Origin of the sequence: Aeromonas sp. 97A (assembly GCF_051919185.1) — a bacterium.
GTDB lineage: Bacteria > Pseudomonadota > Gammaproteobacteria > Enterobacterales > Aeromonadaceae > Aeromonas > Aeromonas veronii.
This window is the reverse complement of sequence record NZ_JBQBFF010000001.1, coordinates 870,185-891,786: the sequence shown is the minus strand read 5'-3', so window position 1 is coordinate 891,786 and position 21,602 is coordinate 870,185. Positions and strand designations below refer to the sequence as shown.

Annotated in this window: 20 protein-coding genes and 1 tRNA gene; 19 read left to right on the top strand and 2 right to left on the bottom strand. The window is 61.0% G+C overall.

What is annotated here, in order from left to right:
• Both ACTG27_RS04040 and ACTG27_RS04035 read right to left on the bottom strand, forming a co-directional pair.
• Entirely contained in the window at positions 1-282 is a 282-nt protein-coding gene (locus tag ACTG27_RS04040) for an RNA recognition motif domain-containing protein (protein ID WP_005337180.1), read from the bottom strand.
• 216 nt (positions 283-498) lie between these two features.
• Positions 499-1,041, bottom strand: coding sequence for a hypothetical protein (locus tag ACTG27_RS04035; RefSeq protein WP_439979131.1), 543 nt, complete (start codon positions 1,039-1,041; stop codon positions 499-501).
• 106 nt (positions 1,042-1,147) lie between these two features.
• On the opposite strand from ACTG27_RS04035, the gene ACTG27_RS04030 reads away from it, so the two are divergent.
• The 19 genes from ACTG27_RS04030 to nuoC all read left to right on the top strand — a co-directional run bounded on the left by ACTG27_RS04030 (position 1,148) and on the right by nuoC (position 21,560).
• Positions 1,148-1,918: an amino acid ABC transporter ATP-binding protein gene (locus tag ACTG27_RS04030; protein WP_439979130.1), complete on the top strand. Its 771-nt coding sequence runs from the start codon at positions 1,148-1,150 to the stop codon at positions 1,916-1,918.
• Positions 1,911-2,708 carry an amino acid ABC transporter permease gene (locus ACTG27_RS04025; RefSeq protein WP_257124755.1) on the top strand — a complete coding sequence of 266 codons (798 nt, stop codon included), beginning with the start codon at positions 1,911-1,913 and terminating at the stop codon, positions 2,706-2,708. The genes ACTG27_RS04030 and ACTG27_RS04025 overlap by 8 nt, the downstream gene beginning before the upstream one ends.
• 2 nt (positions 2,709-2,710) lie before the next feature.
• The gene (locus ACTG27_RS04020; RefSeq protein ID WP_439979129.1) at positions 2,711-3,532 is read left to right on the top strand and encodes a transporter substrate-binding domain-containing protein; all 822 of its coding nucleotides are present in this window, start codon (positions 2,711-2,713) and stop codon (positions 3,530-3,532) included.
• The gene (locus ACTG27_RS04015; RefSeq protein ID WP_139430224.1) at positions 3,532-4,437 is read left to right on the top strand and encodes an amino acid ABC transporter permease; all 906 of its coding nucleotides are present in this window, start codon (positions 3,532-3,534) and stop codon (positions 4,435-4,437) included. Before ACTG27_RS04020 ends, ACTG27_RS04015 begins: the two co-directional genes overlap by 1 nt.
• Positions 4,431-5,168 carry a penicillin-insensitive murein endopeptidase gene (gene mepA, locus ACTG27_RS04010; RefSeq protein ID WP_139430225.1) on the top strand — a complete coding sequence of 246 codons (738 nt, stop codon included), beginning with the start codon at positions 4,431-4,433 and terminating at the stop codon, positions 5,166-5,168. The genes ACTG27_RS04015 and mepA overlap by 7 nt, the downstream gene beginning before the upstream one ends.
• A gap of 85 nt (positions 5,169-5,253) precedes the next feature.
• A complete protein-coding gene (locus tag ACTG27_RS04005) occupies positions 5,254-5,844 on the top strand; it encodes a LemA family protein (RefSeq protein ID WP_139430226.1) in 591 nt (196 codons plus the stop codon).
• Positions 5,841-6,566 carry a TPM domain-containing protein gene (locus ACTG27_RS04000; RefSeq protein WP_005346567.1) on the top strand — a complete coding sequence of 242 codons (726 nt, stop codon included), beginning with the start codon at positions 5,841-5,843 and terminating at the stop codon, positions 6,564-6,566. Before ACTG27_RS04005 ends, ACTG27_RS04000 begins: the two co-directional genes overlap by 4 nt.
• A gap of 20 nt (positions 6,567-6,586) precedes the next feature.
• Entirely contained in the window at positions 6,587-7,204 is a 618-nt protein-coding gene (locus ACTG27_RS03995; RefSeq protein ID WP_043823719.1) for a TPM domain-containing protein, read from the top strand.
• Between the two features lie 145 nt (positions 7,205-7,349).
• A tRNA-Ser gene (locus tag ACTG27_RS03990) sits at positions 7,350-7,437 on the top strand.
• A gap of 382 nt (positions 7,438-7,819) precedes the next feature.
• Positions 7,820-8,578, top strand: coding sequence for a flagellar motor protein (locus tag ACTG27_RS03985; RefSeq protein WP_042056089.1), 759 nt, complete (start codon positions 7,820-7,822; stop codon positions 8,576-8,578).
• Complete coding sequence (locus tag ACTG27_RS03980; protein ID WP_139433578.1) at positions 8,556-9,431, top strand: flagellar motor protein MotB; 876 nt, start codon at positions 8,556-8,558, stop codon at positions 9,429-9,431. Before ACTG27_RS03985 ends, ACTG27_RS03980 begins: the two co-directional genes overlap by 23 nt.
• 162 nt (positions 9,432-9,593) lie before the next feature.
• Complete coding sequence (locus tag ACTG27_RS03975; RefSeq protein ID WP_439979128.1) at positions 9,594-11,732, top strand: TonB-dependent hemoglobin/transferrin/lactoferrin family receptor; 2,139 nt, start codon at positions 9,594-9,596, stop codon at positions 11,730-11,732.
• The gene (locus ACTG27_RS03970; RefSeq protein WP_439979127.1) at positions 11,732-13,738 is read left to right on the top strand and encodes a prolyl oligopeptidase family serine peptidase; all 2,007 of its coding nucleotides are present in this window, start codon (positions 11,732-11,734) and stop codon (positions 13,736-13,738) included. Before ACTG27_RS03975 ends, ACTG27_RS03970 begins: the two co-directional genes overlap by 1 nt.
• A complete protein-coding gene (locus tag ACTG27_RS03965) occupies positions 13,735-16,182 on the top strand; it encodes a proprotein convertase P-domain-containing protein (RefSeq protein WP_439979126.1) in 2,448 nt (815 codons plus the stop codon). The genes ACTG27_RS03970 and ACTG27_RS03965 overlap by 4 nt, the downstream gene beginning before the upstream one ends.
• A gap of 59 nt (positions 16,183-16,241) precedes the next feature.
• Positions 16,242-17,681, top strand: a complete 1,440-nt coding sequence (locus ACTG27_RS03960) for a DUF1566 domain-containing protein (protein ID WP_439979125.1) — start codon at positions 16,242-16,244, stop codon at positions 17,679-17,681.
• Between the two features lie 13 nt (positions 17,682-17,694).
• Positions 17,695-18,264 (top strand): DUF1566 domain-containing protein, encoded by a 570-nt coding sequence (locus ACTG27_RS03955; RefSeq protein WP_021231425.1) that lies wholly within the window; start codon positions 17,695-17,697, stop codon positions 18,262-18,264.
• 379 nt (positions 18,265-18,643) lie between these two features.
• Positions 18,644-19,048 (top strand): NADH-quinone oxidoreductase subunit A, encoded by a 405-nt coding sequence (locus tag ACTG27_RS03950; RefSeq protein WP_005344919.1) that lies wholly within the window; start codon positions 18,644-18,646, stop codon positions 19,046-19,048.
• Positions 19,049-19,077: 29 nt separating this feature from the next.
• The gene (locus tag ACTG27_RS03945; RefSeq protein ID WP_005344917.1) at positions 19,078-19,752 is read left to right on the top strand and encodes a NuoB/complex I 20 kDa subunit family protein; all 675 of its coding nucleotides are present in this window, start codon (positions 19,078-19,080) and stop codon (positions 19,750-19,752) included.
• Positions 19,753-19,754: 2 nt separating this feature from the next.
• A complete protein-coding gene (gene nuoC, locus ACTG27_RS03940) occupies positions 19,755-21,560 on the top strand; it encodes an NADH-quinone oxidoreductase subunit C/D (protein ID WP_005337234.1) in 1,806 nt (601 codons plus the stop codon).
• Positions 21,561-21,602: the final 42 nt, after the last annotated feature.

Below are 21,602 nucleotides of genomic sequence, written 5' to 3'. Positions count from 1 at the left end.
TTAGCGGTGGCGCTGTTGCGGGCGACCACGGGGAGCATCTGTCTTCGGTTTGGCCTGGTTGACGGTGATGGTACGGCCACCGACTTCTGTGCCATGCAGACCAGCGATGGCCTTTTCGGCATCACCATTGACCGGCATTTCAATAAAACCAAACCCCTTTGACTGGCCGGTATCGCGGTCGATGATGATATCAACCTTGTCGACCTGCCCAAACTGGCTGAACAGGGTTTTCAGTTCGTCGGCCGTCATCCGGTACGACAGATTTCCTACGTAAATCTTCATGCCATCCACTCTCGATTCAAGGTGCCTTCTCTATGCAATTCCCAGCATAACGGTAAGGGCACAACCCCTATGCCGGACCTGCCATGGCTTCATGCCGTGGCCTTCTCCACACTGTCGTCAAGTTATTGATCTCTTGGGTTAACAGTGCAGACAAGATCAATTCGAGTCACTGGCAGTATCTGAGCTTTGCCGGGAATTGTCGAGAAAATAGTCGACTCAGACCGATTGCAGATCTGACAACCGTTGCGCCAGCATCCGGCGACCGTGCCAGGCCCGTTTAAAGCCGAAGCGATAGACAGACGGGCTCACCAGATGCAGCTCCCCCGCCCTGAGATCCAGCAAGGCCATGGCCGCCGCCAGCTCCTCTTCACTCAGTTGCAGATCGAGGCTGAAGTCGAGCCACTGGCCGTCGTGGCCCACTCGCCGCTCCCGTTCGAGCGCCACCAGCTGGTTGCGGGGCAGCGCCAGCGCCTCATCCTTGTTGCCATTGAGCAGATAGATATGCTGTTCGTCCCACCCCAGCTCCGCCAGGCGCCAGGGCTGCCAGCTGCGGGGCAGCGACACCATGATCCCGGTGATGCCACCAAAGACCACGCCTACCCAGTTGAGCAGCGCCATGGCGCCCCAGCCATCCCACAAGGAGGCCACCACCACGCCCCAACTCACCAGCAACAGCAGAAAAATGACGCAGCGATAGCGAACCGCTGGCGGCATCAACAGCTGTACCTGGGAACCGGCAAGCAAGGATGTAATACGCATGAAAAGCTCCTGTCATCACGAAATGGCGCCATTGTGAATAGCCATCAGGATGCTGACAAGGGGGTTTTCTTTGTCATCCCCCTATAAAATCAATACCATGGCGTAAATGATTCTCAGTGGAACCCGCTTCTTGACCAGCTCGCAACCCTGTGTGCGCTTTTGTGGCGTCGACAAATTCTATGGCGATTTTCAGGCTCTTCATCACATCGATCTCACCATTGAACGGGGAGAGAAGTGGGTCATCTGTGGCCCGTCAGGCTCGGGAAAATCGACCCTGATCCGCACCATCAACGGGCTGGAGGGGATCGACGGCGGCCAGCTGTTCCTGTTTGGCGAGCCGGTAACCCCCGCCTACTTGCGTCGCCTGCAAGGTCGGGTCGGCATGGTGTTTCAGCAGTTCAACCTCTTCCCCCATATGACGGTGCTGGAAAACCTGATGGTGGCGCCGGTGCATACCCTGGGGTTGCGCCCTGAGGAGGCCAAAGCCCGGGCGCTCGGGCTGCTCGAGCGGGTGCGCATTCAGGCGCAGGCCGACAAGTACCCTCACCAGCTCTCCGGCGGCCAGCAGCAGCGGGTCGCCATCGCCCGCTCCCTCTGCATGCAACCCGAGCTGATGCTGTTTGACGAGCCCACCTCCGCCCTCGACCCCGAGATGATCCGCGAAGTGCTCGATGTGATCCGCGAGCTGGCTGACGAGGGGATGACCCTGATCTGCGTTACCCACGAGATGGGCTTTGCCCGTCAGGTGGCGGATCGGGTGCTCTTTATGGATGAAGGGAAGATTATCGAGTCGGCCCCGCCCGCCCAGCTGTTCAACGCCCCTCGTCACCCGCGTACCCGGGCCTTCCTCGAACAGGTGCTCAGCTATCATGGCTAGGCTCAATCGCCCCCGCCTGCTCGGCTGGTTGTCAGGCACTGTGATGCTCTCTGTGCTACTGGGCTGGGCGCTCTATAGCGGCGCTCGCCAGATGGGCTATGAGTGGCAGTGGCCGCGGGTGTTGCCCTTTCTCGGCGAATGGGACGAGGGAACCTTTTATGCCGGCCCCCTGCTAAACGGCCTGCTGGTCACTTTGCAGGTGGCGCTGCTCAGTCTGTTGGGCACGATGGCGGTCGGTGTGTGCGTGGTTAGCCTGCGGCTGCTCCCCTCCCGGCTCGGCCCCTGGCTCGCCATCGCCTATCTGGCGCTGGTGCGCACCACGCCCCAGCTGGTGCAGCTCTATATTCTCTATTTCTTGCTGGGCCCCATGCTGGGATTGGCCCCCCTTGCCTGCGCCGTGTTGAGCCTCTCCCTCTATCAGGGGGCCTTCACCGCCGAAGTGCTGCGTGCAGGTGTACAGGCCATTCCCAAAGGACAGTGGGAGGCAGCCCAGTCGCTTGGCTTGTCACGGGCCATCACCCTGCGCAAGGTGATCCTGCCCCAGCTGGTGCGCATCACCTTGCCGCCGCTGACCAACGAGCTGGTCTCCCTTATCAAACATTCGGCGCTGGTGAGTGTGATCGCCATCTTCGATCTGACCAACGAAGGGCGTACTCTGGTTGCCGATACGTTTCTGACCTTTGAGGTGTGGTTTACCGTGGCTGCCCTCTATTTGCTGTTAACCCTGACGCTGTCAGCCTGTTCGCGGGCGCTGGCCCGTCACCTGAATCCGGATCAACAAGGACGCTAACCATGAATCTGTCATTCAAGACCACCCTGTCGGGCGCAGCCCTGCTGCTGGCAAGCCTGCTCACTCCGGCACTGGCAGAAACTGCCCCCTCCGACACCCAGGCACAGATCGAGCAGAGCGGTACCCTGCGGGTCGGCATGTCCACCTTCGCCCCCTGGGCGATGCGCGACAAGCAGGGGGCTCTGATCGGTTTCGAGATTGACGTGGCCCGTCGCCTCGCCACAGATAACGGCTGGCAGGTAGAGTTCGTGCCTACCGCCTGGGATGGCATCATCCCCTCCCTGCTGGCGAAAAAATATGACGTCATCATCGGCGGCCTCACCATCACCCCCGAGCGGGAGAAGAGCGTGCGCTTCACCCAGGCTTACTCCCATTCGGGGGTGCAGCTGGCCGCCTCCAGCACCATGGCCAAAGAGAAGAAAACCGTGGCGGACTTCAACCAGCGCGGGGTGATCCTGGCGGTACGTCGTGGCGCCTCACCGGTACAGGTGGCAAAAGAACACTTCCCCAAGGCCACCCTGCGCCAGTTTGATGACGAGTCACAGGTATTTCAGGAGGTGCTGAACGGCCGCGCCCACGGCGCCCTCTCCTCCTCCCCGAAACCGGAGCAGGAAGCGCTGCGCCACCCCGATGCCCTCTTTATGCCTTTTGCCGAGCCGTTGGCACAAGGCGATGAAGGTTTTGCCCTGCGCAAAGGGGATGATGCGTTAGCGGAAGAGTTCAACGAGTGGATCGCCGCCCGTCAGGCCGATGGCTGGCTCAAGGCGCGCCATGACTACTGGTTCAAGTCGCTGGCGTGGGAAGCGCAGGTCGCCAACCCCTGATGCTGATTGCTCTAAAAGAGACCATCCGGCGCATCGTCCGTGGGGCATGTCGGAACATCAACTGGCTGGATGGGGCGATCGCCCTGATCCTGCTGCTGGCTGGCCTCTGGCTGGCCAGCCGCTTGCACATCGGGGTAGCCTATCAGTGGCGCTGGCATGAGGCCTTCGATCTGCTGTTCACCCCTGGCCCTCACGGCGAGTTGCCCTACTTTTTCAGCGGTCTGCTCACCACCTTGCGCATCGCCCTGCTCGGCATGGTGCTGGCGCTGCTGCTCGGCACTGCGCTGGGGGTAGCCGCCTTCAGCCGCAGCCCCTGGCTGGTGATGCCCGCGACCCTGTTTATCCAGCTGATCCGCAATCTGCCGCCGCTGGTCTTTATCTTCATCTTCTACTTCTTTATCGCCAACCAGCTGCTGCCTGCGAGCGGCCTCTCCCGCTGGCTCGGCACCGTATCACTCTCCCCGTGGCAAGAGGCGCTGTTTGGCCCACCTGCCCGCTGGGAGAACCTCATCTCAGGCACCCTCTGCGTTGGCATGATCAGCGCAGCCTTCGTCGCCGAGATCGTCCGTGCCGGGCTGGCCGCCATCCCCCGCGGCCAGTGGGAGGCGGCGCAGAGCCTCGGACTCTCCCCCTGGGTGCGGCTGCGCCATGTGATCCTGCCGCAGGCCATGCTGCTGATGTTGCCCCCCCTCACCGGCCAGCTCATTGCGCTGGTGAAGGATACCGCCATCGTTTCCCTTATCTCGGTGCAGGAGCTTACCTTCGTCGGCACCGAGATGGCCAACTCCAGCGGGCTGGTCTACGAGATCTGGCTGCTGGTGGCCGCAGCCTATTTATTTATATGTTTGAGTCTGTTCGTATTGCTGAGCCGACTCGAAACAAGACAAGGAGCACGCACATGCTGACGTCCCTGTTGATGGCGACCGTATTGCAAGCGGAAGCTATCGGCGGTTATGCCGCCGGTTGCCTGAAAAACGGCGTATCCCTTCCCCTCGAAGGGCCTGGTTATCAGGTGATCCGCACCAAGCGGCTGCGCTACTACGGCCACCCCGACCTTATCCACTATCTGCAAGCGCTGGCCAACCAGACCCGCATGGCCGGGCTGCCGGACCTCTATATCGCCGATCTGGCGATGGCCCGGGGCGGCCCCTTTACCTCCGGCCATCGTAGCCATCAGACCGGACTTGATGCCGATATCTGGTTTCGCATGGCCAACCGCCCCATCAGCAAATGGGAGCAGGATGCCCCCAAGGAGTGGGCACTGATCGACGAACCCAGCTACAAGATGTTGCCGGGTCGCTTTGGCCCCCAGCAGCTCACCCTGCTGCGGCTGGCGGCTAGCAAGCCCGAGGTGGCCCGCATCTTTGTCAATCCGGTGATCAAATCCGCGGTCTGCCAGCAGGCTGGTAGCGAGCCTTGGGTCGCCAAACTGCGCCCCTGGGTGGGCCACTTCAGCCACTTCCATGTGCGGCTGCGCTGCCCGGTGGGTAGCCCGGATTGTGAACCCCAGGCTCCCATTCCGCCCGGCAATGGCTGTGGGGAAGAGCTGGCATTCTGGCTAAAAGACAAGCCCCAGTTGCCCAAGGTCTCCGGCATCAACAAGCGACCCGAGCTACCTGCGCGTTGTGGCAACTGACCCCAAGCTGGTATGGTGATGCACTCTTGGTCGTACACCATCCATGGCGCACTATCGACTTGAAATATCAAAGGAGAACAACAAGATGGCCACATCACTCTGGCGCAGAACCACGCAGAGCCTGTTGACCCTGACCCTGCTGCTCGGCCTGACCGGCTGCGGCATGAACAACATTCCGACCCTGGATGAGCAGGTTAAAGCAAGCTGGGGGCAGGTGGAGAACCAGTATCAGCGCCGTGCCGACCTCATTCCCAATCTGGTGGCAACCGTCAAGGGCTACGCCAACCATGAGCAGGAGACCCTAAAGGCGGTCACCGATGCCCGTGCCCGGGTCGGCAGCGTGCAGGTGAGCGCTCCTGCCAAGCTCAAGGAGTTTGAAGCGGCGCAGAACCAGCTCTCCAGCGCCCTCTCTCGCCTGATGGTGGTGGTCGAACGCTACCCCGAGCTGAAAGCGGATCAGCAGTTCCTTGCCCTGCAGGCCCAACTGGAAGGAACCGAGAATCGCATCTCAGTGGCTCGCCGCGACTATATCGAGGCGGTGCGCCAGTTCAATACCGAGATCCGCACTTTCCCCGGCGTCATCTGGTCCAAGCTGCTCTACTCGGATCTGGAGGCCAAACCCAGTTTCAGTGCCAAACCCGGTGCCGATGAGGCGCCCAAGGTCAGCTTCCAATGAAGATGATGCTGCGCTGGTTTCTTCCCTGTCTGCTGCTCTGGGCCAGTGCCCTGCAAGCGGCACCGGACTTCCCGACGCTGAGCGGACGGGTGGTGGATGAAGCCAGTCTGATGTCCCGCAAACAGGCCCATCAACTGACCCAACAGCTGGCCGCCTTTGAAAAGCGCAGCGGCATCCAGCTGGTGGTGGTCTCCGTCGACAGCCTCGATGGGGAGACCATCGAGGAGTACGGCTACCAGCTCGGTCGCCACTGGGGGATCGGCCAGAAAGGCAAAAACAATGGCGTGCTGTTGCTGATCGCCCAGGATGAGCGCAAGGTTCGCATCGAGGTAGGCTATGGATTGGAAGGCGCCCTGCCCGACGCCATCGCAGCCAACATCATCCATGGCCGCATCCTGCCCGCCTTCAAGCGCGGCGATATGGTGGCCGGGATCATGGCGGGCAGCCAGAGCATCATGAAGGCACTCGCCGGAGAGTATCAGCCGGTCGAGCAGCCAAAGAGTGACAACGGTGGCGGCCCCTGGCTGTTTATTCTGGTGGTGATTGCGATGATCGTGCTCCACAACCTGCGCGGGGGTGGCGGCGGTGGTCCGGGAGGACGACGTCGGTCGGCCTACATGGCCGGTGGATTGGGTGCCGGCTCCTTTGGTGGTCGCTCCGGCGGCGGATTCAGCGGTGGCGGCGGCAGTTTTGGCGGTGGCGGAGCCTCCGGTGGCTGGTAACAGGAGTAAAGAGACAAATCATGATTTCTAAACAGTTCTTCCACACGCTTCAGGCCAAGGTGCGCGAAGCGGAGCTAGAGACTGATGCTGAACTGGTCACCGTGCTGGCCCCGGCCAGCGATGGCTATCGCTACATTCCCACCCTCTGGGCGGCGCTGCTGGCGATGCTCACCCCGCTGCTGGTGTTCCAGCTCGGCTTCTGGCTCGGTTGGTACGAAATCCTGCTGGTGCAGTGGTCGGTCTGGCTGCTGCTGAGCCTGCTGTTCCACTGGACCCCCATCAAGATGCGGCTCATCCCGAAGAAGGTTCGCCAGCACCGGGCGGCCCTGATGGCCCGCCTGCAATTTGTCGAGCAGGGGCTGCACCGCACCCGCGACCGGCTCGGGGTGCTGATCTTCGTCTCGGCCGCCGAACACTATGTAGAAATACTGGTGGATGATGGCATCGCCCAGCATATCGACAACGGCCAGTGGCAGGAGATCATCGACGACTTCGTGGCGCGAGTGCGCAACAAGGAGATCGAACAGGGTTTTCTGGAGTGCGTAGAGCGCGTTAGCGCCATTCTGACCGATGCCTTCCCGGCCACCCGGGCTCAAAACGAGCTGCCGGACAGCCTGATCATCCTCGACAAGCCCTGATCCGGTTTAAAAAACCGGCATTCTGCGCAAGGGTTAGGCATTCGGAAAAGATTATGAAAAATAAGGGGAAAAGAGGTTGACCCACACAGTCCTTTCCCCTAAATTACGCCCCGTTCCAGCGCAACAGCGCAGCGAACGAAAATTTGGTGAGGTGTCCGAGTGGCTGAAGGAGCACGCCTGGAAAGTGTGTATACGGCAACGTATCGAGGGTTCGAATCCCTCCCTCACCGCCAAATCTAAAAAAACCGACCTCAGGGTCGGTTTTTTGCTTTCCGGAAAACACCTGTGCCGACAAGTGAGCCAGAACCACGCAGTGGCAGATCATCCACGCACTCATCCCCCGGTTTGCAAAGCACTGATGGAACATCACTGCTTTTCGTATTGCCAGCTCCCTCCCCCTACCTTGCTTTTGTGATTGCCCCACCCGACAAGCGTTCCTTCCTGTCACAACAGGAGCAACAAGATGATTGCAATGCCATCTTATGGCCGCAACACGCCTTCTTTTATGGACGTTACCCAGCGCCCATTAATTGCTCAGCGATTGGATATCATTTTGAAAAACTGATACTTAAGTAGCTACACTAGCGATTATCAACATGCAGGGATGTGTAAAAAATGAGCTTGATTGGCTTGGTACTGGCGTTGATCGCCATCCTTGGCGGCAACATGATCGAGGGTGGTCATCCCAGCGCACTGCTCGATCTGCCCGCATTTCTTATCGTGATCGGCGGTACCATAGGTGCTGCGCTGACCCAGTTCCCCTTCTCCGTCGTCGGCAGCACCATGAAGCGTTTCAAATGGCTGCTCTCCCCCCTCAAGCTCGACATGCATGAACAGGCCCAGTTACTGGAGACCCTGGCAGGCAACGCCCGCCGCAGCGGCATGCTGGCGCTGGAAGGGATGATCGACGAGATCAAGGATCCCTTCCTGAAGAAAGGGGTGCAGATGATGGTCGATGGTTACGAGAAAACCAAGATACACGAGGTGCTGGAGAACGAGATCGAATTTGAACAGGAAGATCTCGAACAGACGGTCAAATTCTATGAAGCCATGGGCGGCTACTGCCCGACCATGGGGATCGTCGGGGCGGTATTTGGCCTGATCCACGCCATGGGTCTGCTAGATGCCCCCGACAAGCTGGGCGGCGCCATCGCGGTGGCCTTTATCGCTACCATCTACGGGGTATCCGCCGCCAACCTGATCTTCTTGCCGTTCGGCAACCGCTACAAAGGGTTCGCCCACCAGATCCGCCACTACAAGGAGATGACCCTGACCGGCATTCTCTGCATCGTGGATGGCGAATCCCAAGCGCGCCTGCAAGTTACCCTCGAACCTTATCTGGGAGGTCACGGTGGCCAAAAAGAAAAAGGCTGAAGCACCGGAGAACCACGAACGCTGGCTGGTCTCCTATGCCGACTTCATGACCCTGCTGTTCGCCCTGTTTGTGGTGCTCTACTCCTTTGCCATGGCCAAGCAGTCCGAAACCCGGGTGCTTATCCAGGGCTTTATCGAGTCGCTGGGTAAAATCGGCCTCATCTCCCCACCTGCCGGCTCACCTTTGATGCAGGGGGGCACAGGGATTCTCGAGCCAGAATCAAAAACTACGCCGAGCAGCCCGAAAGAGGAGACTGTGCTGGAGAAAGATGCCCCCATGGCGGCATCGGACCCCTTCAACGAGACCATAGGTGCCTCGGAAAAGCCGAGCGCCACCGAATCCTGGCCCCATAAGACCAAGGAGCAGGAGTGGGTGCAGGTGACCAAGCAGAAGCTTGAGCAACAGCTCAAGGCCCAGATTGAATCGAAGGATCTCGAGGTCGAGCAACTCGGCAGTCAACTGGTGATCCGCATCGGCGAGAAGGCGCTATTCCCCTCCGATTCGGCGTTCCTGCAGCCCCAGTTCATCCCGCTGGTCAACAAGATCGCCGGCATTCTGGCCAATATCCCGGGGCAGGTAGTGGTCACCGGTCATACCGACAACTCCCAGGCGCCGGTGGAGCTTTATCGCAACAACTGGGAGCTCTCGGTGCTGCGGGCCTCTTCCATCGTGCAGACCATGCTGACCAACCCCCAGCTGGATGCCAGACGAGTCATCGCTCAGGGGGTTGCCGACACTCAACCCCGCTTTGCTAATGACACCCCCGAACATCGCCAGGCGAATCGCCGGGTCGATATCACCCTCTCTCAAGGCAAGGCAGCAGAAGAGTCACTGCAACTGCTCAAGCCCTGATCCCCCCGCTCCCGCTTCGCGCGGGAGCCTCTTTCTAAAAACAAATAAATCAATAATATCAACACCATAAGATCTTAATGATAATGATTGCCATTTATTGTCAAGTGGTCAGGCCTCTGCAATAATGCCGCCCCTCAGGCTTAAATAAAAACAATTATCATTATGAACAAACTGCTTCAGGCATGGCCGGCACTCCTGTGTGCCTCCGCTGGCGCGGCCGATCTTCCCCCTGTGGAGAAGGCGCGCAGCGACGACACCATCATTGTCACCGGGCAACGGGTACAACAGAAACTCTCCGATGTTTCCGGCTCCATCACCGTCATCACCCAGGAAGAGCTGGACCGTCAGGTCGCCAGCGAGCTGACTCATGTGTTTCGCAAGATCCCCGGAGTCTCGGTCACCGGCTCTGCCGGGCGACCGCAAAACATCAGCGTGCGCGGCATCGGTGGCAACCGTATCCTGCTGATCAAGGATGGAGTGCGCGTCAGCGACGGCTTTGGCGCCGACAACATCAATGACAAGGTAGGTCGCTTCAACTTCGACCTTGATGACATCAAGCAGATTGAGGTGGCCAAGGGGGCCGGCTCCTCCCTGCATGGCTCCGATGCCATCGGCGGCACCGTGGTGATGAATACCAAGCAGCCGGAAGATTATCTGCAACAGCAAGATAGCTATCTGGCGGCCAAAACCCTCTACGGTGGCGACAGCAACAAGAAGAAGCTCAGCATGACCGGCGCGGTGCGGGCACTGGAGAGCGAACATCTGTTGCGCCTCTCCGGCTGGCGTGGCAACGAAACCGCCAACTTTGAGGAGAACCGTATTCCGGCTGATCTGGATGGCATGAGTGCCTCCACCAGCAGCCGCCTCCCCCTCAATGCCCATCACGCTCTGCGGCTGGAGCTGGACTACTACGAGGATCACGCCAAACGCCAGATGGGCCCAAAGGCGGTGCCCCAACCCGATGGCAGCTGGGATGTGGTCGGTTTTCAGGAAGATGGCGATCAGCGCACCCAGGGCGGCAAGTTCAGTTGGGAAGCCAACGATCTGGGCATGGTCAATACCCTCAACTGGAGCCTGTTTGGCAATCAGTCTCGCAACGAGGCCAACCAGCGCCAGCTGCTGCGCAACGATGCCCTGAGCGGCTATCCCAGATATCGCAGCCAGCGCACCCTCTCCACGTTCGAGGAGCTGCGCCTTGGCAGCGAGCTGGAGTTGCAGAGCAAGCTGAGCACCGGCTCGCTGGATCACACCTTCAGCTACGGTGTGGAGCTGGAGCAGGCCAACCACGAGCGGCCGGTCAGCAATCTGACCCTGGAAGATGGCATCACCACCCAGGGACAGAAAGCCCCCTTCAGCAAGGCCGAAACCCGCCGCGATGGCATCTGGCTGAGCGATGTGATCGATCTGGGCAGCTGGCAGTTTACCCCGACCCTGCGCTTTGACCGCCAGCGCCTGCGCGCACCGGACAGCAATCTGGCCGAGAACCACAGCGACCACATCTCCCCCAGTGTGGCGGCCAGTTACCGCTTCAACGAAACATGGCGCAGCTGGCTCAGCTATGCCAACGGCTTCCGCGCCCCCGCTTACGATCAGGTTTACGGCAACATTCCTCACTACTTTGCCATGCCGCCGTTCGAGATCATTGCCAACCCCAACCTCAAGGAGGAGACCAGCCACAGCCTGGAGTGGGGATTGAATGGCCAAAGCGACAACTGGAGCGTCAAACCGGCCGTTTTCTACAACCGCTACTACAACTTCATCGACTGGCGCCAGACCGGTTTTCGCCTCGATGACGGTGTCTTCCTGCGCCAATATCGCAACGTTGCCAAAGCAGAAACCTGGGGCGCCGAGCTGGCCGCCAGCCTCTGGCTGAGCGACGAGTGGGAGCTTTCGACCAATCTGGCCTGGATGGATGGCAAGGATCACCGCGGTGAGCCGCTGCGCACGCAGACACCGCTGGAAGGCAACACCACCCTGCGCTGGCAACAGCTCGACTGGGGGGTTGAGCTCAGTGGCAACTATGCCGCCGCCATGACCAAGGTGCCACAGTGCGCCAATGCGCAGACTGGCTACAACGGTGCCTGCCAGAGCAGCGCAGGCTGGTTCAGCCTGGATCTCACCGGCGACTGGCAGATCACCGAGGCGCTCAAGGTCAATGCCACCATCGGCAACCTGCTCGATACCCGCTACGTCCGCTATCAGGATGTGGCCGGACTTCCGGCTGGCAGCGATACCTCCCTCTACAGCCAGAGCGGCCGCTACCTGTCAGCCAGCCTCAGCTACCGTTTCGTGGGGATGTGATGAAACATCATGCAATCATGGCGGCCCTGTTGGCCGCCCCGTTGGCTTGGGCGCAAGAGACTCTGCCACCGCCGATCCCGTCCCAATCGCACCTGATTTCAGGCAATCCCGTACGCCAGGATCCCTACTTCTGGTTGCGGGACGAGAGCCGTAGCAACCCGGCCATTCTCGCCCTGCTCAAGCAGCAAAATCGCTGGAGCGAGCAGCAGTTCGCCGCGCAGCAGCCGCTGGAAGCAACCTTGCGCGCCGAATTTGCCCGCCATCCGGCGGGGGAATCTGTGCCAGACAACTGGCTTGTCCGCGGCGATCAGGCATGGCAGCTGCGCCCGGATGGCTCACTCTGGCAACGCCACGGGGGCAAGGTGCTGCAGCGGCTTCCCGCCAGAGCGGGTGAGGGCTATTACGAAGCGGGCGGCTGGGCACTGAGCCCGGATAACCTCACACTGGCCATCGCCGAAGACAGGCGCGGCGATCTCGACTATCAGGTCACCCAGCTCGATCTCCAGAGCGGCAAGGTGCTGGCCAGTTTGGCGCAGCGCAGCGCTGATCTCGCCTGGTCACAAGATGGTCGCACCCTCTACACCATCGCCAACGAGCGCTACACCCTGCGCCCCTGGCAGCTGCGCGGCTGGCAGGATGGCCAGGAGCAGACTCTCTATGAGGAGCAGGATCCCGCCTGGCTGCTCGGCCTCTATCGCACCACGGATGGCCAGCATCTGGTGTTGCAGGGCAACAACCACGACAGCTCGGAGCAATACCTGCTCGACTCGGGCAAGCCGCAGCAGATAAAACCCCGCCAGCGCGGGGTGGAATACTATCTGGACAGTCAATCCGGCTGGGTGATCAAGAGCAACCGGGAGGGGGCGTTTGCCCTCTATTCAGCCAGCACGCCGCTCGATGAGTGGCAGCGCCTGTGGCCCGCCAAAGGGGAAGATCTCGGCGATCCCGAGAAGTGGCGACTGTTTGATCGCCATCTGGTGGTGCAGTTTCGCCAGCAGGGGGAGGATTGGCTCGCCCTGCTCGATCGCAACGGCCATGAACGCCAGCGCCTGCCGCTGGCCAGTGGCGCCGGAACCGGCTGGCTGCAAGGAGAACATGACCCGGCCAGCGACCGCATTCTGGTGCGCAGTCAGGGCTTGAGCCAGCCCCCCGGCCAGCGCTGGCTGGATTTGAACAGCGGCCACTGGATCAACGACCAGCACACCGCAGGCAATAAAGCATTGCCCTATCAGAGCGAGCGGCGCTGGATCACCTCTGCCGATGGCACCCGGGTGCCTGTCTCGCTGGTGTGGCGCAAGGATCTGGCACCTCGCGCCGTACTGCTCTACGGCTATGGCGCCTATGGCACGCCGATGCGCCCCTACTACCAGAAAGAGCTGTTGAGCCTGCTGGATCGGGGCTTTGTCTACGCCATCGCCCATGTGCGCGGCGGCGGCATGCTGGGGGAGCAGTGGACCCGCGACGGGCGGGGCATCAACAAGCAGAACGGCATCAGCGACTTTATCGCAGCCGGCAACGCCCTGCGCCACTGGTCGCCCGACTCTGCTCCCCTGCCCCTGTTTGCCATGGGGGGCAGCGCGGGGGGCACGCTGGTTGCTGCGGCCCTCAACCAGCAACCGACACTCTTTAGCGGCGCCGTGTTGCAGGTTCCCTTCGTCGATATGCTCGGCACCATGAGCGATCCTGCCCTCCCCTTGACCCGTCAGGAGTACCAGGAGTGGGGCAATCCGGCCAAGCCCGCAGAGTATCAGGCGATGCGTCGCATCAGCCCCTACGACAACCTGCACCGCGCCCCCTACCCGCCCCTGCTGGTCACTACCGCCCTGCACGATAGCCAGGTCCCCTACTGGGAGCCGGTCAAGTGGCTGGCCCGCCTGCGGGAGCACAGCACGGGCTCCGGCCCCTACCTGCTGCTGACCGAACTGGAGGGAGGCCACCGCGCCGGTGGTGGCGATCGGGCTCGTGAATTTGCCTTCTTGTTGCATCTGGCGGGGATCAATCAATGACCCTGCCGCTGATTGGGAGTACCACTATGAAACCCCTGTTGCCCGCCCTCTTGCTGGGGCTGGCTGGCTTTTCCACTCAGGCCGCCGAACTGCGTTTTGTCGAACAGGACGCCCCGGCCGATCCCCGCCTCTGGCTCGAACAGCAGCTCGGCGTCACCCTGAGTGATGCCCCGGCCTATCAGCGCCAAGGCAAGCTGGGCCACTATCTGCATTATCGTCAGCAGCTCAATGGCGCACCGATCGCCGGCCTGATGGCCGCCGTCAGTCTCGATGAGCAGGGTCGCCCGTGGCGCCTTTATCACAATACCCGGCTGATGCAGGCACAGGCGACGCCATGTGATGAAGCAAGCCGCGCCGGGGTGGATGCCTATACCGCCACGCTGGATGGTACGGTGTGGCAAGTCGCTGGCAGTGACGAAGCCCAGCCTTGGTACTGGCAGGATGGCGACACACTGACTGCGGCCTGGCGTCTGCTGGCGGTGGAAAGCCAGCCGGGCAACAGCAAGAGCAGCTACTGGCAACTGTTTGTCACCTGCGATGGCAGCGCCCTGCTGGGGCGCACGCTGCAAGAGGCCAACACCCGTGCCGAAGCGATCCCGCTGGCAGGGGAAGCGGCTACGGTGCAGGCCCGCATCTTTGCCCTCGACCCACGCACCCAACTGCAAGATGGCAACCTGTTGTGGCGCCACGATCTGGTGCTGGACAACCGGGCCTATCGCACCGTGCCGCTCACGGTACAAAAGGTGGATGACACCTACCAGCTAAGCGGCCCTCGCGCCCGGGTCGTGGATGGCACGGCGCCGGAAACTGCCCCCTTTAGCAGCCCTGATGCCGATGGCTTCCAGCTGGATCACCAGCAGCCCGCCTTCCTCGATGTCAATGGCTACTACCATCTGGATCTGGCCCAGCGCCATGTGGAATCCCTTGGCTACCCGACGCTGATGGGCGGCCCCCTGGCCATCGATACCGATGCCGGGGAGCAGGACAACTCTCTCTATGACCCCTTCCTGCGCCGGTTGGAAATTGGCCGGATAGGGGTACCCGATGCGGAAGATCCCATGGTGATCTGGCACGAGTTTGGCCATGCGGTGCAGCACCATATCCTGCCCGACATGGGAGAAGAGGGTGACTGGGGCGCCATCGGCGAGGGCTTTAGCGACTATCTGGCCGCCAGCTGGCGCCAGCGTAGTCCAGAGGCTCGCCAGTTCGAGCCTTTCATGGTCTTCAACTGGGATGCCAGGATCAGCGGCCGAACGCCCCGTCAGCTCGATGATCTGCGGGCGCGCTATCATCCGGGCTTCCTCTATCCGGCTCACCTCACCATCAACGGCAGCAACGGCGACCAGCTGTGGGGCACCCCGCTCTTCACCGCGCTGCGCCAGGCCGTTGAACAATATGGCGAGGTAGCCCGTGACGAGTTCGATACCCTGCTGATTGAATCCCACTTCGGCCTCGGCCCGCAGGTGCGGATGCCCCAGCTGGCGCGGGTCACCGTGGATACCGCCAACCGCCTCTATCCGGATCGCAGCTATGGCAAGCTGCTGGAGCAGGCCTTCCGCCATCACGCCCTGCTGCCCACCCCCATCGCGGCCCGCCTTGCCGATGACAGCTACCTGCTGCCCGCGGAGAAAAAGAGCCTCGCCATCGAATTGACCAACCAGAGCGGCCGCCCCCTGACCGTGGCTGACGCCAGCCTGATCCCGACCAAGGGGCTCATGGGTGACGGTCACTGGCAGGGAGAGCTCAACGCCGATGGCACCGCCCGCTGGACCCTACCGCTGGAAGCAGCGAGCAACCTGACCTGTGGCGAGGCAGTCACCTTGCCGCTGCAGTTCCAGCTCACCCTGCCCAGCCCCACCGAGCGCCAGACCCGTCTTGACCTGCAACTGCCGATCGGTGAACCGCTCTGGCAGCGGGCCATCGGCCAGGGTGGCCAGATCAAGGATGCACTGAGCGATGAGCGGCACGGCCTGTCCCGCTTCACTCTCACCCTGCCCGAGAGCAAGGCCCGCATCGACAGCGGATTCGTGGTTGCCCTCGATCTGGAGCACAGCAAACTGGAGCAGCTGGAGATCTGGCTCACCTCCCCTTACGGCACCCGGATCAGCCTGTGGAACAAGGGTTACGCCAGCCATACCCGGCTCAAAGGGGAGTTCCCCCGTGAACTGGTACCGTTCGAATCACTCGATAAGCTGCACGGCGAACCGCTCGCTGGCCGCTGGCTGTTGGAAATCAACGACACCAGCGCCGGTGACACCGGTCAGTTGCGCAACTGGCGGGTAGCCCAGCAAGTCGGCGCCCGCTGCGACAAGGATGAAGCCCTGCCCAACACCGGCATCATTCCCCTTGAGCAGGATGAAGGGGGTGGCGGCACGGCTTCCCCCCTGCTGCTGTTGCTGGCCCTCTGGCCCCGCCTCTGGCGCCGGAGCACCCCGCGCCGTTGAATCCTGTACCACGGGGGTTACCGCCCCCGTGAACCTGTGACCGAATCAAGGAATGTGAAGTGAAACAATCCGTACTGGTTATTGCAACCCTCTCAGCCCTGCTCAGCGCCTGTGGCGGCGGGGAAGATAACGCACCACTGGCGATCCCGGACTACCGGGTCGATGTCGCCCTGCCGACTGCCGGAACCCTGTGCGCCGATCTGGATCAGAACTGGCAATGTGATCCTGCCGACCCTGCCGTCAGCGGCGAAGGAGTTGTGGCCCTGGTCAGCCGTTCGGCCAACATCGTCAACTCGCCCCTGCTGTTCGTACCGAGGAGCGGAGGCCTTCTGCTGGCACATCCGGCTGCCAAAGGGGATCCACAACGGCTACAACCGACCCTGCTCAGCACCCTGTGGCAGAGCCGCATTGCCGAAGGGGTGGCCGCCGATCGCGCACTGACGCAGATGTTGGCCGATCTCGCGCCGCTGCAACCGGGCGGCGATCGCGCGGCCCTCGCAGGTCTCGGCCAGTTTGATCAAGCGCTACAACAGGTGGCGATCAGCTTGCAGCAACAGGCCCGCACACGCCTTGCCACCGCCAAGGAGACCCAGTTGCTCACCACCAGCTATCGCGCCATCAGCCTGATGCTGGCGCAATTGGCTCAGGAGTGGCAGCGCAACGGCCAGTTTGCCGAAAATATCCAAAGCGAACTGCTGACCCTGCTGGTGCAACAGCAGCCACGCAACCTGCTGACCGTCACCGGCGTCACCACCTTCAGCGATGGCAACGATCCGCTGCTGGAACAGGAGCCCGATGATTATCCGGGACAAGATGCCAGCTGGAATCGCACTCGTCCCCAGCTTGCCTATCGCAAACTCGATGATCGCGGTCAGGTGCTCCCCGACAACGCGCCGAGCTGGCAGTGCGTCAAGGATCTCAATACCGGTCTGGTGTGGGAGGTCAAATCGGATGATCCCTTGAGTCCTGACTGGAAAAGCAGACCCTTTGCCTATGAGGATGAGCAGTTCAAGGCGACCGCAGGCGAGCAGCAAGCGGCCTACCAGCATATTCATAAGAGGATCGAACAGCTCACCGCCGAAGGAGATCTGGCGGCCCTCGCCCGGGCACAGGCGCTGACCACCATACTGACCACCCGCGCGTATCAGCAGTGGCTCAATGGCGAGCAGCGCTGCGGCATCAGCCAGTGGCGGCTGCCCACCATGGGTGAGCTGATGTCACTGATGCACTACGGTAGCCTGGCCAAGGACCCGCTGGGTCAGCGCATCATCGTGGATACCCGTTACTTCCCGGATATCGCCTCCTCGGAAGATGACACCTACCATGGCTACTACTGGAGCGCCACCAGCAACACCGCCCAGCGCTTCTCCGGTGGCCCCATCAGCAAACGCACAGTCCTGCTCCTGGGAGAAGATGCGGGCACCACCTATCCCGCGCTGGTGCAGCAAGATACCTATATCGAGCTGATGCAGGTACGACTGGTCGCCACTCCCCAATAATCCGAGGAATATCATGAGCCTTTATCGCTTTTCGTTCGCCATGCTGGCACTGCTGGCCCCCCTGGCCCACGGTGCTGCCATTTGTGATGACACCATGGATCGCACCGCCCCCTCTGCCCGTTTTCTTGACCATGGCAACGGCACCGTCACGGATCAACACACCGGCCTCACCTGGATGCGCTGCAAACTGGGGCAGACATGGAGTGGCAGCAGTTGCCTGGGTGAACCGACCGTTTACTACTGGCAGCAGGGGCTGCAAGTGGCGGAGCGGATCCGCAGTGACAGCAGCCATGCTCTCTATCACTTCGGCGGTATCAGCCAGTGGCGCCTGCCCGACATCAAGGAGCTGGCGACCCTGGTCGAGCACGCCTGCTACAAGCCCTCTCTCAATGAAGCTATTTTCCCGCGCGCCATGGCGGGGGGCGGTAAAGAGGTCAATGAGGGTTATGTCTATCTGATGAGCAGCACGGTAACCTCCGCCAATGGTCAGCGGGCGTATCTGGATATCACCTCGGGAGATATCGGTCTTCGCGCCATTGGCGCCTACCCGGATCAGGTCTTGCTGGTCGCCAATAAACCCTGACCGCCCCACGCTCGAAACCGGAACGCGATGACAGGAGAGGCTTGAAAGCCTCTCTTTTTATTGCTCTTGCCGCCCCCCTACCTCACCCGCCATCACGCTCTTCTCCCGCCTGTGCCCCCTGCACGCGATATCGACCTGATCCGGCTTCGCCCGCGGCATTTACCCCTTTCAGGTGATGACGAGGAACAGCTCTCTGCGCTTTCCAGGCCTTTCTCGCCCGCCATAACCAACAAAAAAGTGCGCTTCTTAACAAAATTTAATTACTGGTTAACCGATTAATAATTAACCCGTAAAAATGACATGTAAATCAGTGCGAAAGTGTCATAATGCGTAACATTATTGTTAAGTCACTTGATTAATTTGGTTAGGAAAAACCTCTATGTTTGCTGATATTTCTGCTCAACATTGGGCTTTTGCCATTTATGTCATCGGTGCCATCACCATCTGTCTGGTGATGATAGGCCTCGCCGCCCTGCTGGGAGGTCGTGCCTACGGCCGCACCAAGAACAAGCCATTTGAATCTGGTGTCGACTCGGTCGGCAGTGCCCGCCTGCGTTTTTCCGCCAAGTTCTATCTGGTCGCCATGTTCTTCGTCATCTTCGACGTCGAGGCACTCTACCTGTTTGCCTGGTCTGTCTCCGTGCGGGAGAGCGGCTGGGTCGGCTTTATTGAAGCCACCATTTTCATCGGACTGCTGCTTATCGGCCTGATCTACCTCTGGCGCATCGGCGCTCTGGACTGGTCGCCGCGCAAACCGCAGCTGAACAACAAAAACAGTGATTGAACCACAGACCCTTTCCTTGAGGTTGCACCATGAAGTACACCCTGACCCGGATTGACCCGGATGCACCCGTTGAGCGCTACCCCCAGGAGCAGCGCCAGACCGTCGATGACCCACTGGCGCAAGAAGCGACGCGCGGCATCATGATGGGCCGCCTCGAGGAGGTGCTGCAAGACACAGTCAACTGGGGCCGCAAAAACTCCCTCTGGCCTTACAACTTCGGCATCTCCTGCTGCTACGTGGAGATGTGTACCGCCTTCACCTCCCCCCACGATGTGGCCCGCTTCGGCGCCGAAGTTATCCGAGCCTCGCCCCGTCAGGCCGACTTCATGGTGATTGCAGGGACCCCCTTCATCAAGATGGCGCCAGTCATCCAGCGCCTGTATGAACAGCTGCTCGAACCCAAGTGGGTGATCTCCATGGGGGCCTGCGCCAACTCCGGCGGCATGTATGACATCTATTCCGTGGTGCAGGGGGTGGACAAGTTCCTGCCGGTCGACGTCTACATTCCGGGTTGCCCGCCCCGTCCCGAAGCCTTTTTACAAGCCCTGATGCTGCTGCAGGACTCCATCGGCAAAGAACGCCGCCCCCTCTCCTGGGTGGTGGGCGATCAGGGGATCTACCGTCCCCAGATGCAGGCCGAAAAAGAGCGCAAGCGCGGCGAACGGATCAATGTGACCAACCTGCGCACGCCGGATGAGATCTGACCATGAAACTGACTCGTGATTTTCCCAGCAATTACGCCATGGCCCAGTGGCAGCCCAGCGACCACAAGGATGCCAAAGTCATTGGCGAACTGTTTGCCCACTTCGGGGCCGAGCACTTCACCGTGCAGACCACGCGCACCGGCGTGCCGGTGGTCTGGCTTCCCCGCGAACTGCTTCAGGATGTGATGGGCTTTTTGCGCAAGGTGCCCTCCCCGTTTGTGATGCTGTTTGATCTCAGCGCCACCGATGAGCGGCTGCGCAGCCATCGCGACGGTCTGCCCCAGAGCGATTTCACCGTCTTCTATCACCTCATCTCCATCGACCGTAACGCCGATGTGATGTTGAAAGTGGCGCTGGCCGAAAGTGACCTGCATCTGCCCACCATCACCAACCACTTCCCCAATGCCAACTGGTACGAGCGTGAAGTGTGGGATCTGATGGGCATCACCTTCGATGGCCACCCCCATCTGACCCGCATCATGATGCCCAAGAGCTGGCAGGGTCACCCGCTGCGCAAGGATTACCCGGCGCGCGCCACCGAATTCGATCCCTTCATGCTCGATGCCGCCAAACAGGACATGGAGCAGGAGAACCTGCTGTTCAAACCGGAAGAGTGGGGCCTGGCCCGCGGCAACGAGAATGAGGACTACATGTTCCTCAACCTCGGCCCCAACCACCCCTCTGCTCACGGCGCCTTCCGGTTGGTGTTGCAGCTCGATGGCGAGGAGATCCGTAACTGTGTGCCCGACATCGGCTACCACCATCGCGGTGCCGAGAAGATGGGCGAGCGCCAATCCTGGCACAGCTACATCCCCTATACCGACCGGGTCGAGTATCTGGGCGGGGTGATGAACAACCTCCCTTATGTGCTGGCGGTCGAGAAGCTGGCCGGCATCAAGGTGCCCCAGCGGGTCGACATGATCCGGGTGATGATGGCGGAGCTGTTCCGCATCCAGAGCCACCTCTTGTTCCTCGGGACCTATATCCAGGACGTGGGGGCCATGACCCCGGTCTTCTTCACCTTCACCGACCGGCAGAAGATCTACACCATCATCGAAGCGATCACCGGTGCCCGCATGCACCCGGCCTGGTTCCGCATCGGCGGTGTGGCCCACGACTTGCCGAAGGGATGGCAACGGCTGGTGCAGGACAACCTGCTGAGCTGGCTGCCCAAGCGCTTGATGGATTACGAAAAAGCGGCGATGCGCAACAGCATTCTGCGCGGTCGCACCATAGGCGTCTCTGCCTACACCACCGAGCAGGCGTTGTCCTGGGGCACCACGGGGGCCGGCTTGCGCGCCACCGGCCTCAACTTCGACATACGCAAGTGGCGCCCCTACTCCGGTTACGATCAGTTCGACTTTGAAGTGCCGGTCGGCAGCAATGGCGATGCCTACGACAGAGCCACCGTGCGGATCGAGGAGATCCGCCAGAGCATGTCGATCATCGAGCAGTGCATGAAGAACATGCCGGAGGGCCCCTTCAAGGCGGATCACCCCCTCACCACCCCGCCGCCCAAAGAGCGCACCCTGCAGCACATCGAGACCCTGATCAACCACTTCCTGCAAGTGTCTTGGGGCCCGGTGATGCCCGCTGCCGAGTCGTTCCAGATGATTGAGGCGACCAAGGGGGTCAACAGTTACTACCTGACCAGTGACGGCTCCACCATGAGCTACCGGACCCGGATCCGCACCCCGAGCTTTGCTCACCTGCAGCAGATCCCCTCGGTGATCAAGGGCAGCATGGTGTCGGACCTCATCGTCTATCTGGGCAGTATCGATTTTGTTATGTCGGATGTGGACCGTTAAGTGATCCGCCCTCCCGGCCATGGCCGGGAATCGGGATCGCCG

Bases quoted from the DNA above. Each gene is read 5' to 3' on its own strand.
- ACTG27_RS04040 (WP_005337180.1), bottom strand. From the start codon at position 282: ATGAAGATTTACGTAGGAAATCTGTCGTACCGGATGACGGCCGACGAA.
- ACTG27_RS04035 (WP_439979131.1), bottom strand. From the start codon at position 1,041: ATGCGTATTACATCCTTGCTTGCCGGTTCCCAGGTACAGCTGTTGATG.
- ACTG27_RS04030 (WP_439979130.1), top strand. From the start codon at position 1,148: ATGATTCTCAGTGGAACCCGCTTCTTGACCAGCTCGCAACCCTGTGTG.
- ACTG27_RS04025 (WP_257124755.1), top strand. From the start codon at position 1,911: ATGGCTAGGCTCAATCGCCCCCGCCTGCTCGGCTGGTTGTCAGGCACT.
- ACTG27_RS04020 (WP_439979129.1), top strand. From the start codon at position 2,711: ATGAATCTGTCATTCAAGACCACCCTGTCGGGCGCAGCCCTGCTGCTG.
- ACTG27_RS04015 (WP_139430224.1), top strand. From the start codon at position 3,532: ATGCTGATTGCTCTAAAAGAGACCATCCGGCGCATCGTCCGTGGGGCA.
- mepA (WP_139430225.1), top strand. From the start codon at position 4,431: ATGCTGACGTCCCTGTTGATGGCGACCGTATTGCAAGCGGAAGCTATC.
- ACTG27_RS04005 (WP_139430226.1), top strand. From the start codon at position 5,254: ATGGCCACATCACTCTGGCGCAGAACCACGCAGAGCCTGTTGACCCTG.
- ACTG27_RS04000 (WP_005346567.1), top strand. From the start codon at position 5,841: ATGAAGATGATGCTGCGCTGGTTTCTTCCCTGTCTGCTGCTCTGGGCC.
- ACTG27_RS03995 (WP_043823719.1), top strand. From the start codon at position 6,587: ATGATTTCTAAACAGTTCTTCCACACGCTTCAGGCCAAGGTGCGCGAA.
- ACTG27_RS03985 (WP_042056089.1), top strand. From the start codon at position 7,820: ATGAGCTTGATTGGCTTGGTACTGGCGTTGATCGCCATCCTTGGCGGC.
- ACTG27_RS03975 (WP_439979128.1), top strand. From the start codon at position 9,594: ATGAACAAACTGCTTCAGGCATGGCCGGCACTCCTGTGTGCCTCCGCT.
- ACTG27_RS03970 (WP_439979127.1), top strand. From the start codon at position 11,732: ATGAAACATCATGCAATCATGGCGGCCCTGTTGGCCGCCCCGTTGGCT.
- ACTG27_RS03965 (WP_439979126.1), top strand. From the start codon at position 13,735: ATGACCCTGCCGCTGATTGGGAGTACCACTATGAAACCCCTGTTGCCC.
- ACTG27_RS03955 (WP_021231425.1), top strand. From the start codon at position 17,695: ATGAGCCTTTATCGCTTTTCGTTCGCCATGCTGGCACTGCTGGCCCCC.
- ACTG27_RS03950 (WP_005344919.1), top strand. From the start codon at position 18,644: ATGTTTGCTGATATTTCTGCTCAACATTGGGCTTTTGCCATTTATGTC.
- ACTG27_RS03945 (WP_005344917.1), top strand. From the start codon at position 19,078: ATGAAGTACACCCTGACCCGGATTGACCCGGATGCACCCGTTGAGCGC.
- nuoC (WP_005337234.1), top strand. From the start codon at position 19,755: ATGAAACTGACTCGTGATTTTCCCAGCAATTACGCCATGGCCCAGTGG.